Origin of the sequence: Brevibacillus sp. MS2.2 (assembly GCF_013284345.1) — a bacterium.
Taxonomy (GTDB): Bacteria; Bacillota; Bacilli; order Brevibacillales; family Brevibacillaceae; genus Brevibacillus; species Brevibacillus brevis_C.
The window spans coordinates 192180-206101 of record NZ_JABSUZ010000002.1; the positions used below are offsets into that span (position 1 = coordinate 192180).

Sequence of the window (13922 nt, forward strand, 5' to 3'; positions counted from 1 at the left end):
TAAATCTATCTCCTTCTGACTATCATCCTTCTATTATGACACTACGTCACCCAAATAACACCACCTGCTCACATATAAATTCCTCGAAAAATCACAGTCAAGGACGAGTTAAAAGCAGGCAAGAGGCATGGCTCAACTTCAACATTTGGAAGAAATTATAGTCAAAAAAGCTTCTTGCCGCTCATGATGATGAGGCAAGAAGCTTTTTTATTTTTAATTCGGCACGGAATACAAAGACATGATACGTCTTGCAGCTTCTTGGTATCCGCCAGCGTTACGCAAGGAGTCCCCTACCTGTATCGCACGCTCTTTGTAGGTGGATTCGTTCAACACTTGCATCAATGCATCCTTCAAAGCTGTCGGTGTAAGCTGCCCTCTATCTAACGTAATCCCCGCCCCTAACTCCTCCACCCGCTTCGCTACAATCGGTTGATCAGAGCTTAGTGGAATCATGACGAGTGGCACATGAAAATAGAGAGCCTCACTCGTACTGTTCATGCCAGCATGTGTAATAAAAGCATCGGCTTGCCGGAGCACTTCCAGTTGCGGAACGTACGGTTCAACGATGAAGTTGGGTGGAATATGGTCTACGAACGACTCCAGCTCCGTGTCTCTTCCGCAAGACAGTACGAATTGAGCCGGAATATCTTGAAAGGCGGCAAAGCACATTTTGTACAATTCCACATCTTTGGTCAGAATACTGCCCATGGAAATGTATACGATCTTATTGTGTGGAGAGCGAAGCTTTTCAAACGGAAACGAAGGAGCATCAGGACGCGAAGTAATCGAAGGTCCTGTAAAAATGTAGCTCTCGTCCAGCTTGTCAGCATCTGGCTGGAATTCACGGCTGGTAAAGACAATCTTCATGTCCCCATACTGACGGGTAATATCCTCAATGGCAGGGACGGCTACGTTGCATACACGAGCGATGCTCTGTGCAGTCTGTGTCACTCGTTCATAAAGTGCATCCACATCTACATCACTTGCATGAAACACTTCAACAATTTGGCTGAGCGGTTCAGCAAAGGCCAGATTGGTTACGGAGCAGATCGTCGGGATTCCTAACTTCTCCCCTAAAATCGCCCCTCCCCACCCAAACAAGGAGTCAAAAATTAGGTAATCAAATGATTCGTTTTCTATCTGCCTGAGAATCTCGGGAATGTGGGGTTCAATAATACCTCGCAGCATAAAATCGTTGAAATGAAGAGGGTGTCTGAATTCTGTTGGGTTAAAACCTAAATCACGAGATACTTGTTCATCCATTTGATAAGCGCGGAACAGCGCCCCAGTCTGGGCAAGCCTATCCCGATATTCTTCTGAACACATATAGACGACTTCTTCTCCGTTGTCGACTAGCTGCTTCACTAATCCCAATGTAGGATTCACGTGACCATCTGCTGGAATCGTAACATACAATACGCGTGCCACTCACTCCACCTCCAAAAGAATATCCAATTAGAAAATGTTTCCATTTCATTATAGGTCAGATGGCTGGTGAAAATGGTTAAAATCCAAATATTTCATAATTTGTTCAATATTTTATATGAAGATGTTTAGTATTGTGCATAAATCCTTCTATTCCAAATGATTTCAGGAAACGGCTTGTACACCCACGAGTTTTTTAAACACAAAAATCCCTCCAGCCATCATTTCTCCATGTGAAGGGATTTCCATCCATTTTATTTAATTAGGAAAGCCCCGAAAGCCCAAAGCCTACAAGGAGTTTAACTTCTTTACTTTTTTGAGATAGTGAAAATATTCCTCTCGAAGCGGGTGCTTTTTACTCAACCACGGTTTGCTATCTTCCCCTGTGTAGTGAATAATGGCCGGGTCTATTCGCAGGTTGCTTTTATAAAGATGTTTGGACTGATAATTCCACTTTGTGTCAAGTTGAAGCCAATTATCATGAAGAATCGCATTCATCGGATCTTGACTGGGATAACGAATAATACTTTGGTTCTTTTTCATGTAATCCATAATCTTTTTTGTGATGTTATGCTCTCTCCATTTTTTCAAATTCATGACTAATACTCCCGCATTAAAGTAATCACAGCCATCAGGAATAGCCAGATCGGCATGTCTTAACTTGTTTAACCCTTGCCAAGAATCCATCACCGCTGCAAGGAAATATTGATCAACTTTTGTGTTCCATAATGGCGTGATGTCTTTTTTAATAACGATATCACTGTCCAAATAAATCACTTTTTCAACTTCTTTGTCCAGCAGGTCGGGAATAGAAATTCGATGATAAGTTTCTTGAGTAAGATGATCACGGACGAGGAATCCATCATATAGGGTCGGATCAATAGTTACATATTTGATTTGAGCATGGAATCGTTTCACAGTTTTCGTTAAGATGGATTTATTTTTCCCAGAGACTTGGCTGTCAATGACGTGAACGATGACTGGGTTTTTCGAAACCTTATTTTCAAAAAGGGAATATAACATGACTGCGAGATGTATAGCAAAACCATCATTAACGGCTGTTACAATATGAATCGTGCCCACTATTCTCCCACCCCATATCCTTATTGAGCTATATATACACACTATTCATGGACAGCGTTGGTTTGTGTGATGAAAATACCCAATTATTTCTAGATGGGAGCACAATTCACAGATGCAGACTTCCGCTGATGCGGCTTTTTTCTGTGAGCGATCAGAAAACCGTTATACGACTAGAGCATGTTCCAACCATCCCCATAAAATATATAAGCGCTGTGAGCACGGCTCGAATTCGGCAGTGACCTTATCCCCCAAGTGCGGGTATGGGGGTAATTTGTCCAAGCTCCAAACTGGGAACAAGAAAGTACCTATTTAAAAGGGTGATGAAATATGATCTCCTTTGTGGTTGGCAGAGGTATGGGCCATCTCGGTAGATGCATTAGCATAACGGAAAAATTGCAGCACCACCATCTTCCCATTCACGTGTTTGCCTTTCGGGAAACACATGGCTATTTATCGAAAAACCTGCACAATGACGTCCAATTAAAAGCCTTTAAATCCAAAAAATTCGAGGATGGTAAACAAACCACACTATTAATAAATGATTGGCGCTCCGATGTGCCTCGATTTCGCAGTGAGGGAAAAGTCAGTGAAAACACAAAGCTCGTGACCCTCTATCACAGTGACTTTATCATCGATAAAAATGATTCAGCCCCGATGCAGGAATACAAAAACCGCATTGTAGAAATCGCCAATCAATCCGATATCTTTCTGCACATGAATCTTATACCACCTAAGCAGACCCATCCGCAAATGAACTGCATCTATATCCCTATTCCTTTAATCACCAGGGAAATCAGCCAGTCCCCGGAAGAAGTAAGACGCATGTTAGGCCTTCAGAAGAACGAGTCATTTATTCTGGTTCACATGGGTGGCGGACTCGCTAACCGTTATGAACAGATCGTGAAGTGGTACGATCAAATCAACTCGCTTGCCAGCCGCTATCGATTTGTCGTAGCTGGTCAATTGGCAGATGAAGATTACCCATTCGATGAAAGAATCATCAAAGCCCCTCTCATCCCGAATGGCAAAAACCTTGTACAGGCGGCCAGTCTGGTCATTAGCAAACCGGGTATGGGCATTTTAGGAGATTGCATCTCTACAGGAACCCCCTTGCTTTTCCTTCCGCCAGATGATGCAGAACGCGAGCAAAAAATAGATATGCTACGCGAAATAGCCAATAGTGATAAGGTATCGATCCAGGAACCGGAAGAGCTTGTACCAAATATTGAGCATGCATTAGCAAATAAAGAGGCCATTCAAAAAAGATTTCGTCTTATCCCTACCAACGGCGCTGAGGTCGCAAGCAAAATTATCGAAATGGCATACCATATCCCGCTATCGAAATTGTCAAAAAGCCGGGAAGATCTCCTTCGCTTGACACCGTATCCCTCAATTGGAAATAAGGACTGATGACTTTGAAGTCAAAAAGGAGGACTGTCTTAGGTAGAAGATCAATTTCTACTTAAGACAGTCCTCTTGCTTTTGCGTTTGGGATTGTTATTGGCGTATTCAAACTGATGGCTGCTTATGCGCAAATGGGTATCGCTCTGTGCACTGATCTGCGAGGGGGCGGCTTTTTCTATTGGTTGAAAAGCGTAACATATCCGTTCCATCTACAATATGATAGGCCTAGAACAATCTAAAGAGGTGAGCCGATGGCAGTCGTAAAAGCCAGGAATAGTGATATTGACATGTTGGCAAGGTTGCTACGAGCAGAAGCTGTGGGTGAAGGCGAAATGGGTATGCTCCTTGTGGGGAATGTTGGTATTAATCGAATAAGAGCGAATTGCTCCGATTTTAAAGGAATACGGACAATTCCCCAAATGATCAACCAGCCGCATGCGTTTGAAGCTCTGCAACATGGTATGTACTACCAAAGGTCTAGAGATAAAGAACGCCGTCTGGCACGACGGGCTGTGAATGGGGAGCGGCATTGGCCGGGCAAATTCTCCCTCTGGTATTTTCGTCCGGGAACAGCGCAAAATCCCCTACCTTGTCCGCCGACCTGGTATAATCAGCCGCACGTAGGACGATACAAGCTTCATTGTTTTTATGAGCCGACCGCGAAAGAATGTGAAAATGTATATAATACTTTTTAATTTTATAGAAGAAAATAGCCCAGACATTACACTGCCCCCAAAGCGAAGAAAGGGGCAGTTTTTTTCATCAAGGCACAAAAGAACCCCAATTCTCTCGATACTAAGAATGTACTTTTCTGCTTCAATCTAAAGATTATTTCGGAAACTACCGATATAGTTAGTATTCCAAAAAATATATTTAATGGGAGTATAATGATTGACGTTATGCTCACATCTCAAAGGGGAACATCTTATGAGAATTCGAAATCATACTAGAATTTTAAAAGTAATCGCTAGTTTATCTGTTGTTTTCGCTACTGTAAATTATCCAGTTATCTCCTTTGCCGAAACAGTTGATTCTAGTGTAGTCAGTGAAACAAGCAACGCCGATGATATTAATACCGGTATAGCAGACTTAGACTATGATAATGACGAAATTTTAGCAGTTAGCGGTGATGAGATAGATAGTTTTGTTCCAAAAGAAGGAATCCATCCAAATGGTAAGTTTATCGTCGTAGAACGTAAGAAAAAGTCACTTGCAACTTCTCCAGTCGATATTTCCATTATTGATTCTATGACTAATCGCACTTACCCAGGAGCATTACAACTTGCCAATCAAGCTTTTACAGAAAATAAACCGAGTGTATTACTCGTACCAAGAAAACCTTTGACGATTAGTATTGATTTGCCAGGTTTGAAAAAGGAAAATTCAATTACTGTGGATAATCCAACATACGGGAATGTGTCTGGAGCAGTAGATGAGCTTGTTTCTAAATGGAGCGATGAGTATTCAGGAACGCATACTTTACCTGCGCGATTGCAGTATGCAGAATCAATGGTTTATAGCAAATCTCAAATTGGTAGCGCTCTGAATGTTAACGCGAAATATCTTGATTCTACTTTAGGAATTGACTTTCATGCGATTGCTAATGGAGAGAAAAAAGTGATGGTCGCGGCATATAAACAAATATTTTATACGGTAAGTGCGGAACTGCCTAACGATCCATCCGATCTTTTTGATGATAGTGTTACTTTCAAAGATTTAAAGCGTAAAGGGGTCAGTGATCAATCCCCACCTGTTATGGTTTCAAATGTCGCTTACGGTAGAACCATTTATGTAAAATTAGAAACAACCTCTAAGAGCAAAGACGTAAAAGCAGCATTCAAAGCCTTGCTTCAGAATACTGCCAATGTCGAAACGAATGCCGAGTACAAGGATATTTATGAAGACAGCTCCTTTACCGCTGTCGTATTAGGCGGAGATTCACAAGAGCATAACAAGGTCGTTACAAAAGATTTTAGTGAAATCCGGAATATCATCAAAGATAATGCGGAATTTAGCCTAAAGAACCCAGCATATCCAATCTCCTATACAAGTGTTTTCTTAAAAGATAATGCAATTGCTGCCGTACATAACAATACAGATTATATTGAGACTACGGCTACAGAATATTCGAAAGGTAAAATATCGCTTGGTCATTATGGCTGGTATGTCGCTCAATTTGATGTATCTTGGGATGAAGTTTCCTTTGATGAAAATGGGGAAGAAGTACTCACACATAAAACGTGGGAAGGAAGCAACCAAGACAGAACAGCTCCCTTCACTACAGTCATTCCTCTGCCACCTAATGCAAAAAACATAAGGATTTTTGCGAAAGAATGCACCGGCCTTGCTTGGGAGTGGTGGAGAACCGTTATTGATGAACACAATGTTCCATTATCTAGTGAAATTAAAGTTGAGATTGGCGGAACGACATTAAACCCGACTGGTGGTATTACGTTTAATTAGTTGGGAAAAGAAACGGCTGAAATCCTTTTTATTGAGGAGTTCAGCCGTTTTGCTTTTTCTTATTGCTCATTTAAATGAACAGTCGTTATCGGATGCTTCTCAGATTGCTTTGCCCTATACCACATGGGCTTTAATAGAGAAAGTCCTCATGAAGTTTTGTAAAGACTCTATGCTGCCCACAACACTGTACACTCCACATGTGCGGTAGCGACATGGAGCGATGGGTATAGCGATGCAGACCATAAAGTAGGAAAAGAATTTTTGCTTAACAAAAAGGGGATCGAATACCCTAAGTATAGAGACGAGCATAGTAGAATAAAAATGCTTGAGCCTGATGAAGCTGATCTCGCTTGGGTTCCTAATAATCAAAGAGAGCCTAGAGAGCCTAATATGAGAGAAAAATATATTTATTGGTATGAGAATAAATATGGGGTTCCAGATTTCAATTGGAGTAGTGTGGACATACATCATATTATTCCGCTTGCATATGGTGGGGATAACAGCTATGATAACTTAATACCTTTACCCAAAAAATTCCACCAAAATGAGGTTACTCCTTGGTGGGCTAGTTATGGCAAATATGTTCCATCTGGTGATGACTATTAATTTTAGTGGGTGATTCTCTTTGAAGAACAATTTATCTCAACTGGCGTTGGATGGGTTAAAAAAACGACTAGATGCAAACAATCAATTGTTAGTGCAAAAATGGGAGGGTTTAGTATATCCAACAAAATTTACATTTAACTCCCCTGCCACGTTAGAAATGATTGAAGAGTTTTTAAGAGACACTCAATGGCACTTACCAGCTGACTATAAGAAATTTCTCCTAATCCATAATGGGGCATGGCTATTCGCAGGTGTAAGGTATGGTGGAGGATATGAGTTACTGAGTCTGGATGAAATTAAGAATAGTCACTTAGATTATATGCCTAAACATTGGTATCCTGTCTCCATCAACAATGGTGATTACATCTTTATTGATTCAAATCGAGTGAAGGCTGGTCAAAACAACTATTTAGTGTGTTTTAATCATGATGATGTTTCAACCTCAGAAGGTTTTTACTTAAATATGACTTTTGAAACTTGGTTAGAAAGATTAATCATTGCACAAGGAACAGAGTTTTGGACTTGGTAAGTGGAAATAAAGAAGGGGCTGTTTCAAAAGTCGATTTTTTCGACTGAGAGACACCCCATTTTTAATATCGAAACTCTTGATACATCAACGTTTCAGAGGGACTTCTCTTGTTGTCTAGTTGTAAGGAAGATGTGGAAGCACTCATTCAAGCTTACTCTACAGAGTGAATCTGCCCCCTTCTTTCACATAGAGTACAGTGCCGACGGGAAAGCAAATTTTATGGAAGTTACCTCGGATACAGAAAATAGTTATACGTGCTCATTTAAAGGGTTGGATGTTTTTAATATCAAGGTAGAAAAATTGGTCGAAGAAATTGATAAAATATCCCCCTATGACCGAGATCACTGGGGACTGTATATATTTCCGCAAATTGGTATGCGTCTCTGGAGACCTATTATTCGAAAGGAAGAGGATTTCGAACAAGAATGGTTTAAGGACATGTCTCTTAGTAACCAACAAGATGAAATAAGAAACCTATATTTTCGGACGGTAGCAATTGAAACATAGTTAAACTTCCAACTAGATTCAAGAGCAACAATGAACTACACTAATAAGCCCCTGCCTTAAGCTGGTATCAGAAGAACAGAGGGGGATTTTTTATGCACCGAAAACGCAGCAAGTTCACTCTTTTGGAGAATTAGAAATCGAATAAATACTTACAGTTTCAAAATACAAATTCTTTATCTCATCCTCTTGTATACTTGGTTTAAGTTCTTTAAACCAATCTGCTTCTAAATCCTCATCATTAAGTACGTTTCCTCTCCAAAGGGACAATCCCAATTGCGGAAATGTATATGAGTAGCCTAAAGAAGCATCTTCATTCCTATCGAACTGTGAAATCTTATCTAGTATTTCTACGAGCTTGCTTGCTTTCGTATTAAACACATCAATACCTCTAAACAAACAATAGTAATAGTTTTTCAATGAATTGGAGATATGAATGTGGGACACTTTTCCATCTTCATCATATTCGCATTGAACATCTTCATAAAAATGCCCTTCAATAGAATCATTCTTACTCAACTGAACATATCTCTCGACATCTTCTTTAGTCATTCCAAGCTTAATTACATCTATTGAGTGTCCTTCCTCAATAATTAAATTTTTCATATTATCCCCCTAGTATCTTGGTAATGGAAAATCTGAACACAACCTTAAACTATTTGAAGAGTAAGGCTGTGTTCAGATTAATGTTAATTTTATGTTACTTTACACCCCAAAATTGTAGTGCCAAGTAGGATGCCGCAACAATATAGTCGTTATACTTATCTGCTAAGTTATTATATTTCCCTTCGGGGTCATTTACTCCTTTTAAACCGTTGACTTCAAATTTAAGTAAGCCCATATAATCTTTGTCATTCATATAACTCACTTCTAACTCTCTAAATCTTTGAGAAGAACTGTAATTTCCCCAGTTAGGCGTTTTTACATGGTCATCATACATCATTCTAACAGCAGGAAACTGTCCAGTATTTTGAAAACCAGCTTTCTCCAATGAGCTAGCTGCAACGATGTGGTGTCTTTCTCCTCCCAAAGCATCCATTGAACTATAGGCACTAGCATCGAAGTTATATCTTTGCCAAGTAAATTTGTTGTCGCCAACTTTATTCTTATATATCCAAGTTGTTCCATCCTCAATTACGGTTATATCATATTCAAAATAATCAGAAACAGCTTCTTTGCTTTGTATCCATTTAAATACGTTACCAGTACCAACTCCTTTTTTGTCGAATCTAATGTGACTATCGAACCGCCAATCTTGTCTTTGTTTATTATATTTTATTAAGGTTCCAGAAATCGAATCAATTTTATCCCTACCAACATTTAGAATATCAACAGAAAAATCAGAACCAGTCGTACTGTATGCAAGGTACCACACGTTACTAACTGCATTATCTGGTGAGCGTTCTACTAGCAAGTTTTCCTCGATAGTAATTTCTTGCGGTTCAGGCATTTTCAACCCTAATTCATTCACTATCTCTTCAATATCACTATCACTAATTTCACGCAGGATTAAAGGTTTTTCCATCTCAGTAAAATCAAACTGTTCTGATAGGAAATTATACTTTTCGTTTCCAGTGCTTAATAGATGTTCAAATCCTTGCTCTCTAATGTAATCTTCAATATCTGAGTGGTTACCAATCTCCTCTAATTTAATATTTTCCAAAAATGTTGAAGAGTTTTCTTGTGCCAAAGTTGTAGTAGAACTACCAAAAACCAATAGTAAGCATAACAATCCAAACGATATTACTCTTTTAAAGTTCATTTAATTCATTCCTTTCGATAAAGTAAGAATTAGCATCTCACTCTTATTCTTTTTTCATCATTTTTAATTGAATTACTAGAATGTATTGATCCAATTGCTGGCTTAATTCCACGACTTTATCATCCAACAAATCATTCTTCTCTATATACAATTGCACAAGTTGTTCCCGCAATTGTTCCACAATGTTCTTTAAATGATCTATTTCTTGATAAGTTCCTCCTTCCCGATCTAAGAGTAGCGTGGTACATTTACTTATAGGAGCTTTAACTGCTCCTCCTGCGGGCGTTCCTTTAACCTGGCAATGGGGAGGAACGCCCTTTTTATATGCAATAGCTCCTATGGGTTTCACCTCCTTTTTTTACATTTATGTACATTAATTTATGTACATTTATAACTATATACCAACATTCAGTAAACGGACCTTTGAAAAATTTTGAATGATAAAAAACACCCTTTCGGGTGTTTTTCTACAGCTTAGCCTCCTGCACCATGGGTATACTTAATAATTACGTGATGACCGTTTCGTACCTCTTGATGATCTGGTATAACCATTCCGTGAGATAGTCCGAATAGGACAGTAAGTAGCAGTAACATATTTCGCATTACTTTTTTCTCCCTTCCAAAATGTTTTGAAAATCATTTATCTGCTGATCAGAAGCACTATGTCGATATTTCCAGAACATAGCGACACAGCTTTGGAACTTTTCTTGCTCCTTCATCTTGCTCGCTAAAGCAAGGCAGCGTAGTGTTTCTGTAATACCTTCAGAAATTCGCCCCTTATGAAGCTGATAGATCGCTATATGATACCGAAAATGAAGATGACGGGTAAGACTAAAAGGATCTTCATAGTCTTGAAAGCAAGCGATATCCTTAGAAAAACGCTCCACAACGTCATCTACAGATAGTCCGAATCGATTGGCCGTCTCCATAATGGTAAACATACCCGCCAAAATTTCTGGTGGGTTATTGGCTAGATGATTTACGTACTCAGAAAGTAGTTCTGTACGCCCCATTAATAGATTCAACGTGTAGTGATTCGCTTTTGCCCACCCTCGAAACTTTTCAATTTCCATTTCAGCAAGTTCATCACGGAATTTAAACCATCCCAGTTCCGCATATTCTTGAACACAACTGATCGCTTCTTCATATCGCTCTTGTAATTGTAATGCGAGTCCTTTTAGTAAGAATCCTTGTCCATAATAAACAACGAGATGGCGTTCTGTTTCAAGTATTCCGCCCACACCATCAATTTCCCATCTTTGTACTTCCTCATTGTAGATTATAGTTGCTAACTCTCTTAACTCATCTGCATATCGTTCTACCTCCTTCCAATTGTGGAGTGTAAAGCAGACGTTTGCTAACTGTAGCAGCGCGTCTAATTGATGATTTTCTGGCAACCTCTTTCGATAAGGGTTAAAACGGATGACTGCCTCCCATTTTTTCTCTGAATCAGTTCCTCCCTGTGCCGCACGAAAAAGCCGATACTGAGACATTACAAAACGATCACCATGGCTGTCTTTTTCAGCATCAATTACAAGCTGGTAAAACGGGATTGACTCCTCTCGTTTCCCAGTTGCAAAAAGCTTCTCTGCCACCGAAAACAGAATGGACAGGTTTTTCTGATTTTCCAAGAGGTTAGGGACAATTAACTCGATGCAATCTTGTCTGCCAATTTCTGCGCATCGAACCAGATAGGGAACAACTCGTGAACGAGACACTCTTCCCTCGACGAAACATTCCGTTACATACAGCTCATACAACCATCCAAGAGCCTGTTTAAAAGCTACCGCAAGCGCGTCTAGATGACCAATCGTCATAGCCCGAGAAGGAGTTCGATTCAAGATGTCGCTCAGTACTCCCTGATTAATACCCGTTATCTCGCCAAGTTTAGTCAGTGTGTAACCACGTTCTTTTAGGTGATGTTCAATTTCCGAACGTAATGATCGTTGAACTATTTTGCCTTCCTGCATATTAAACCTACTCCTCCTTAGCAATAACAAAAGAAACATCAAGCTCCCTATATTTTACAGAAAGAGTGTTTGTATGTAAATATTTGGAAAATAGAGCTATTGTCCTGCATGATTTGTTCATTTAGAGTACACCCTGTATCAACAATGGTTGGAAGTCCAAAAAACAATATGCCAGAATGCATTCAAGAAATAGTCAACCCGTCCCTGTTTTAAGGAGACGGGTTTTTCTTATTTCTTGAATATTGGTACTGTAACAGTAAAGCGAGTAATGCCCTATCGAATGATAAGAGTAATTTGATTCCTCTTATCAGATATCCGAACAGCAACTCTAACATCCTGTATTATGTGATGTCACTGATTGGTGGAGAAATTATCGATGAAACTAGTGTAAAATTGGACTGTCATTCAATTGACAGTCCCTACTCTCATTGAAGGATGTGATCGTATGAGTAATCCTTTTGAAGCCCTCATTAGTAAGATCAAGGGAAGTAAGACAAGTGTAGACGGTAACGTGCATATCAAAAACGAGGAATATCAATTTACATTCTACATCTCGAACGAGTCTATCACAGATACAAAGGAGAAATTAAAATCGTTTGAGTTACCAGAGGATTATGTCAGTTTTTTAAGCCACTACAAAAGTGCAACACTATTCAAGAGCGCCAATCATAACTCTGGGGGTTATGATGTGCTAAGTACCGAACTCGTCATTGGGTACTGGAAAACCTACAGCATCGACCATCCTTACTATCCTATCGTTTGGAGCGATAACTCAAATAGCTGTATATGTGTGGATCAAGACAGAATACATAGTGGCAAAGGTTACCTTACATGGGTTGGATCGATACTACCAGACGATACTATCGACATAGACCTGACGTTCATAGAGTTGCTGGAACAACTTATTGAGCATGACGGAATTGCGTTTTGGGATCAACCCATTGAGGAGGATGAGTAAGAAAAAAAGACGCCTTTTATAGTGCGTCTTCAGGATGAATCGGACGACTAATGCATGGCTGCCAAAAAGCTGGGACTAAGTGCTCAGCTTTTTTTCTGTAAGTTGGGGGTAATCCCAGAGCCGCTTTTGGCTCTTGTACGGAAATATTTAAAATTTCTTAATAGCAATATTGATGGTAGTTTAAATGAAAAATGCATTCGAATAGAGGGTCAGAGCAACGTTCTGTTGGCCTCCGACTGGCTGGTAGAACAACGACACATTAGCGTACGATTTTTTCCGTTCGTTAGGCGACTTCGGAATTCCCAATAAATAACACCTTTAAACAATAATCAAAAGTTGACCATTTTTGGGGCAAACGCTCATCTTCAAGTTGATGACTACTTTCTCTCATAACATTTAGTCTGATAGGAAAGCACTAATGATTTCAACAGGTTTCGATACAATTAAAATGTTAACTGGTACAATTATTTCTTACCAAATGAACTCAACAGGGAGATAATAGTAATGACCAACTGGAGGAATATTAAGATTGATGGAGTAAGAGGTATTGACAAATGCGTGGCAGAATTCCGTATTAAGGAAACTGGATCCGGACGAACTCCATCTGGTAGATTCAAAGTGAAAATATTTGAGGAACAAGATGGAGATTTCTATGGTATTACAAATATTGGAGTAAAGAGACTTGATGATGAACCAGCTGTACTTGGTTTGGGAACAGGTAAAAGTATCGAAGAAGCATTAAAAAATACTGTTGACGATTTCGTGCAAGAGATGAATATTAAAGGACAGCTAACAGATGATGATTTTGAATGGGCTGAACTTGACGATTTTTAATCTTATTTAAATTGTAAAACGCCTAGTTCTAAGAACTAGGCGTTTTCAAGAGATACTCATCAATGCTGTTAACGGGACTCGAAGAACTCATCAATTTCTGCTTTTCTCTTAAAATAGACTTCTTTAGCATGTGCTCCACGTTCGATTAAATCTTCGTAGTGGTTTTCATCAAGAACCATCTCTTCAGTTTGCGACGTTACTTCAACTTTAGTGACTTTGCTACTCTCTACAACCTCATTAGCTGACAAATTTTGTGTTTCGACACTCAACTCAGGTCAAGTCTCACAACTGTCTCCACGTGCTACGTATGCGGGAGCATAAGCTACTTTGTTTTCATTTGTTAAATTAAGATAAAGCCTTGATCTATAACGCTTTTCTCCAGAT

Annotated in this window: 16 protein-coding genes; 8 read left to right on the plus strand and 8 right to left on the minus strand. The window is 39.5% G+C overall.

Features of this window, described 5'->3' with window-relative positions; translation table 11 throughout:
- Positions 1–213: 213 nt before the first annotated feature.
- Together HP568_RS02520 and HP568_RS02525 are read right to left on the minus strand one after the other, a co-directional pair.
- Positions 214–1428 (minus strand): macrolide family glycosyltransferase, encoded by a 1215-nt coding sequence (locus HP568_RS02520; protein WP_173628216.1) that lies wholly within the window; start codon positions 1426–1428, stop codon positions 214–216.
- Between the two features lie 285 nt (positions 1429–1713).
- Positions 1714–2508 (minus strand): glycosyltransferase family 8 protein, encoded by a 795-nt coding sequence (locus tag HP568_RS02525; RefSeq protein ID WP_173628217.1) that lies wholly within the window; start codon positions 2506–2508, stop codon positions 1714–1716.
- A gap of 327 nt (positions 2509–2835) precedes the next feature.
- Here HP568_RS02525 and HP568_RS02530 point away from each other — a divergent pair, with 327 nt between their 5' ends.
- From HP568_RS02530 to HP568_RS02555, 6 genes are all read left to right on the plus strand, one after another.
- Positions 2836–3918 carry a glycosyltransferase family 28 protein gene (locus tag HP568_RS02530; RefSeq protein WP_173628218.1) on the plus strand — a complete coding sequence of 361 codons (1083 nt, stop codon included), beginning with the start codon at positions 2836–2838 and terminating at the stop codon, positions 3916–3918.
- A 245-nt stretch (positions 3919–4163) separates the two neighbouring features.
- On the plus strand, positions 4164–4607 hold the full coding sequence (locus HP568_RS02535) for a cell wall hydrolase (RefSeq protein ID WP_048031163.1): 444 nt from the start codon (positions 4164–4166) through the stop codon (positions 4605–4607).
- Between the two features lie 232 nt (positions 4608–4839).
- The gene (locus tag HP568_RS02540; RefSeq protein ID WP_173628219.1) at positions 4840–6375 is read left to right on the plus strand and encodes a thiol-activated cytolysin family protein; all 1536 of its coding nucleotides are present in this window, start codon (positions 4840–4842) and stop codon (positions 6373–6375) included.
- A 261-nt stretch (positions 6376–6636) separates the two neighbouring features.
- Positions 6637–6981, plus strand: coding sequence for an HNH endonuclease signature motif containing protein (locus HP568_RS02545; protein WP_173628220.1), 345 nt, complete (start codon positions 6637–6639; stop codon positions 6979–6981).
- A gap of 19 nt (positions 6982–7000) precedes the next feature.
- The gene (locus tag HP568_RS02550; RefSeq protein WP_173628221.1) at positions 7001–7510 is read left to right on the plus strand and encodes an SMI1/KNR4 family protein; all 510 of its coding nucleotides are present in this window, start codon (positions 7001–7003) and stop codon (positions 7508–7510) included.
- Positions 7511–7729: 219 nt separating this feature from the next.
- Positions 7730–8017: a hypothetical protein gene (locus tag HP568_RS02555; protein WP_173628222.1), complete on the plus strand. Its 288-nt coding sequence runs from the start codon at positions 7730–7732 to the stop codon at positions 8015–8017.
- 114 nt (positions 8018–8131) lie between these two features.
- Here HP568_RS02555 and HP568_RS02560 read toward each other — a convergent pair whose 3' ends face one another.
- From HP568_RS02560 to HP568_RS02575, 5 genes are all read right to left on the minus strand, one after another.
- Entirely contained in the window at positions 8132–8620 is a 489-nt protein-coding gene (locus HP568_RS02560; RefSeq protein WP_173628223.1) for a hypothetical protein, read from the minus strand.
- Between the two features lie 94 nt (positions 8621–8714).
- Complete coding sequence (locus tag HP568_RS02565; RefSeq protein ID WP_254551000.1) at positions 8715–9776, minus strand: hypothetical protein; 1062 nt, start codon at positions 9774–9776, stop codon at positions 8715–8717.
- 43 nt (positions 9777–9819) lie between these two features.
- A complete protein-coding gene (locus HP568_RS30140) occupies positions 9820–10125 on the minus strand; it encodes an aspartyl-phosphate phosphatase Spo0E family protein (protein ID WP_173628224.1) in 306 nt (101 codons plus the stop codon).
- A gap of 125 nt (positions 10126–10250) precedes the next feature.
- Positions 10251–10379, minus strand: a complete 129-nt coding sequence (locus HP568_RS29975) for a hypothetical protein (protein WP_256434901.1) — start codon at positions 10377–10379, stop codon at positions 10251–10253.
- Positions 10379–11746, minus strand: a complete 1368-nt coding sequence (locus HP568_RS02575; RefSeq protein WP_173628225.1) for a helix-turn-helix domain-containing protein — start codon at positions 11744–11746, stop codon at positions 10379–10381. The genes HP568_RS29975 and HP568_RS02575 overlap by 1 nt, the downstream gene beginning before the upstream one ends.
- Before the next feature lie 445 nt (positions 11747–12191).
- On the opposite strand from HP568_RS02575, the gene HP568_RS02580 reads away from it, so the two are divergent.
- Both HP568_RS02580 and HP568_RS02585 read left to right on the plus strand, forming a co-directional pair.
- A complete protein-coding gene (locus HP568_RS02580; protein ID WP_173628226.1) occupies positions 12192–12704 on the plus strand; it encodes an SMI1/KNR4 family protein in 513 nt (170 codons plus the stop codon).
- A 504-nt stretch (positions 12705–13208) separates the two neighbouring features.
- On the plus strand, positions 13209–13538 hold the full coding sequence (locus HP568_RS02585; RefSeq protein WP_173628227.1) for a hypothetical protein: 330 nt from the start codon (positions 13209–13211) through the stop codon (positions 13536–13538).
- 68 nt (positions 13539–13606) lie between these two features.
- On the opposite strand, the gene HP568_RS02590 is transcribed toward HP568_RS02585, so the two are convergent.
- Positions 13607–13807 carry a hypothetical protein gene (locus HP568_RS02590; protein ID WP_173628228.1) on the minus strand — a complete coding sequence of 67 codons (201 nt, stop codon included), beginning with the start codon at positions 13805–13807 and terminating at the stop codon, positions 13607–13609.
- Positions 13808–13922: the final 115 nt, after the last annotated feature.

Coding starts and splice junctions, on each gene's coding strand:
- HP568_RS02560 (WP_173628223.1), bottom strand. CDS start 8,620: ATGAAAAATTTAATTATTGAGGAAGGACACTCAATAGATGTAATTAAG.
- HP568_RS02540 (WP_173628219.1), top strand. CDS start 4,840: ATGAGAATTCGAAATCATACTAGAATTTTAAAAGTAATCGCTAGTTTA.
- HP568_RS02530 (WP_173628218.1), top strand. CDS start 2,836: ATGATCTCCTTTGTGGTTGGCAGAGGTATGGGCCATCTCGGTAGATGC.
- HP568_RS02580 (WP_173628226.1), top strand. CDS start 12,192: ATGAGTAATCCTTTTGAAGCCCTCATTAGTAAGATCAAGGGAAGTAAG.
- HP568_RS02555 (WP_173628222.1), top strand. CDS start 7,730: ATGGAAGTTACCTCGGATACAGAAAATAGTTATACGTGCTCATTTAAA.
- HP568_RS02585 (WP_173628227.1), top strand. CDS start 13,209: ATGACCAACTGGAGGAATATTAAGATTGATGGAGTAAGAGGTATTGAC.
- HP568_RS02575 (WP_173628225.1), bottom strand. CDS start 11,746: ATGCAGGAAGGCAAAATAGTTCAACGATCATTACGTTCGGAAATTGAA.
- HP568_RS29975 (WP_256434901.1), bottom strand. CDS start 10,379: ATGCGAAATATGTTACTGCTACTTACTGTCCTATTCGGACTATCTCAC.
- HP568_RS02535 (WP_048031163.1), top strand. CDS start 4,164: ATGGCAGTCGTAAAAGCCAGGAATAGTGATATTGACATGTTGGCAAGG.
- HP568_RS02565 (WP_254551000.1), bottom strand. CDS start 9,776: ATGAACTTTAAAAGAGTAATATCGTTTGGATTGTTATGCTTACTATTG.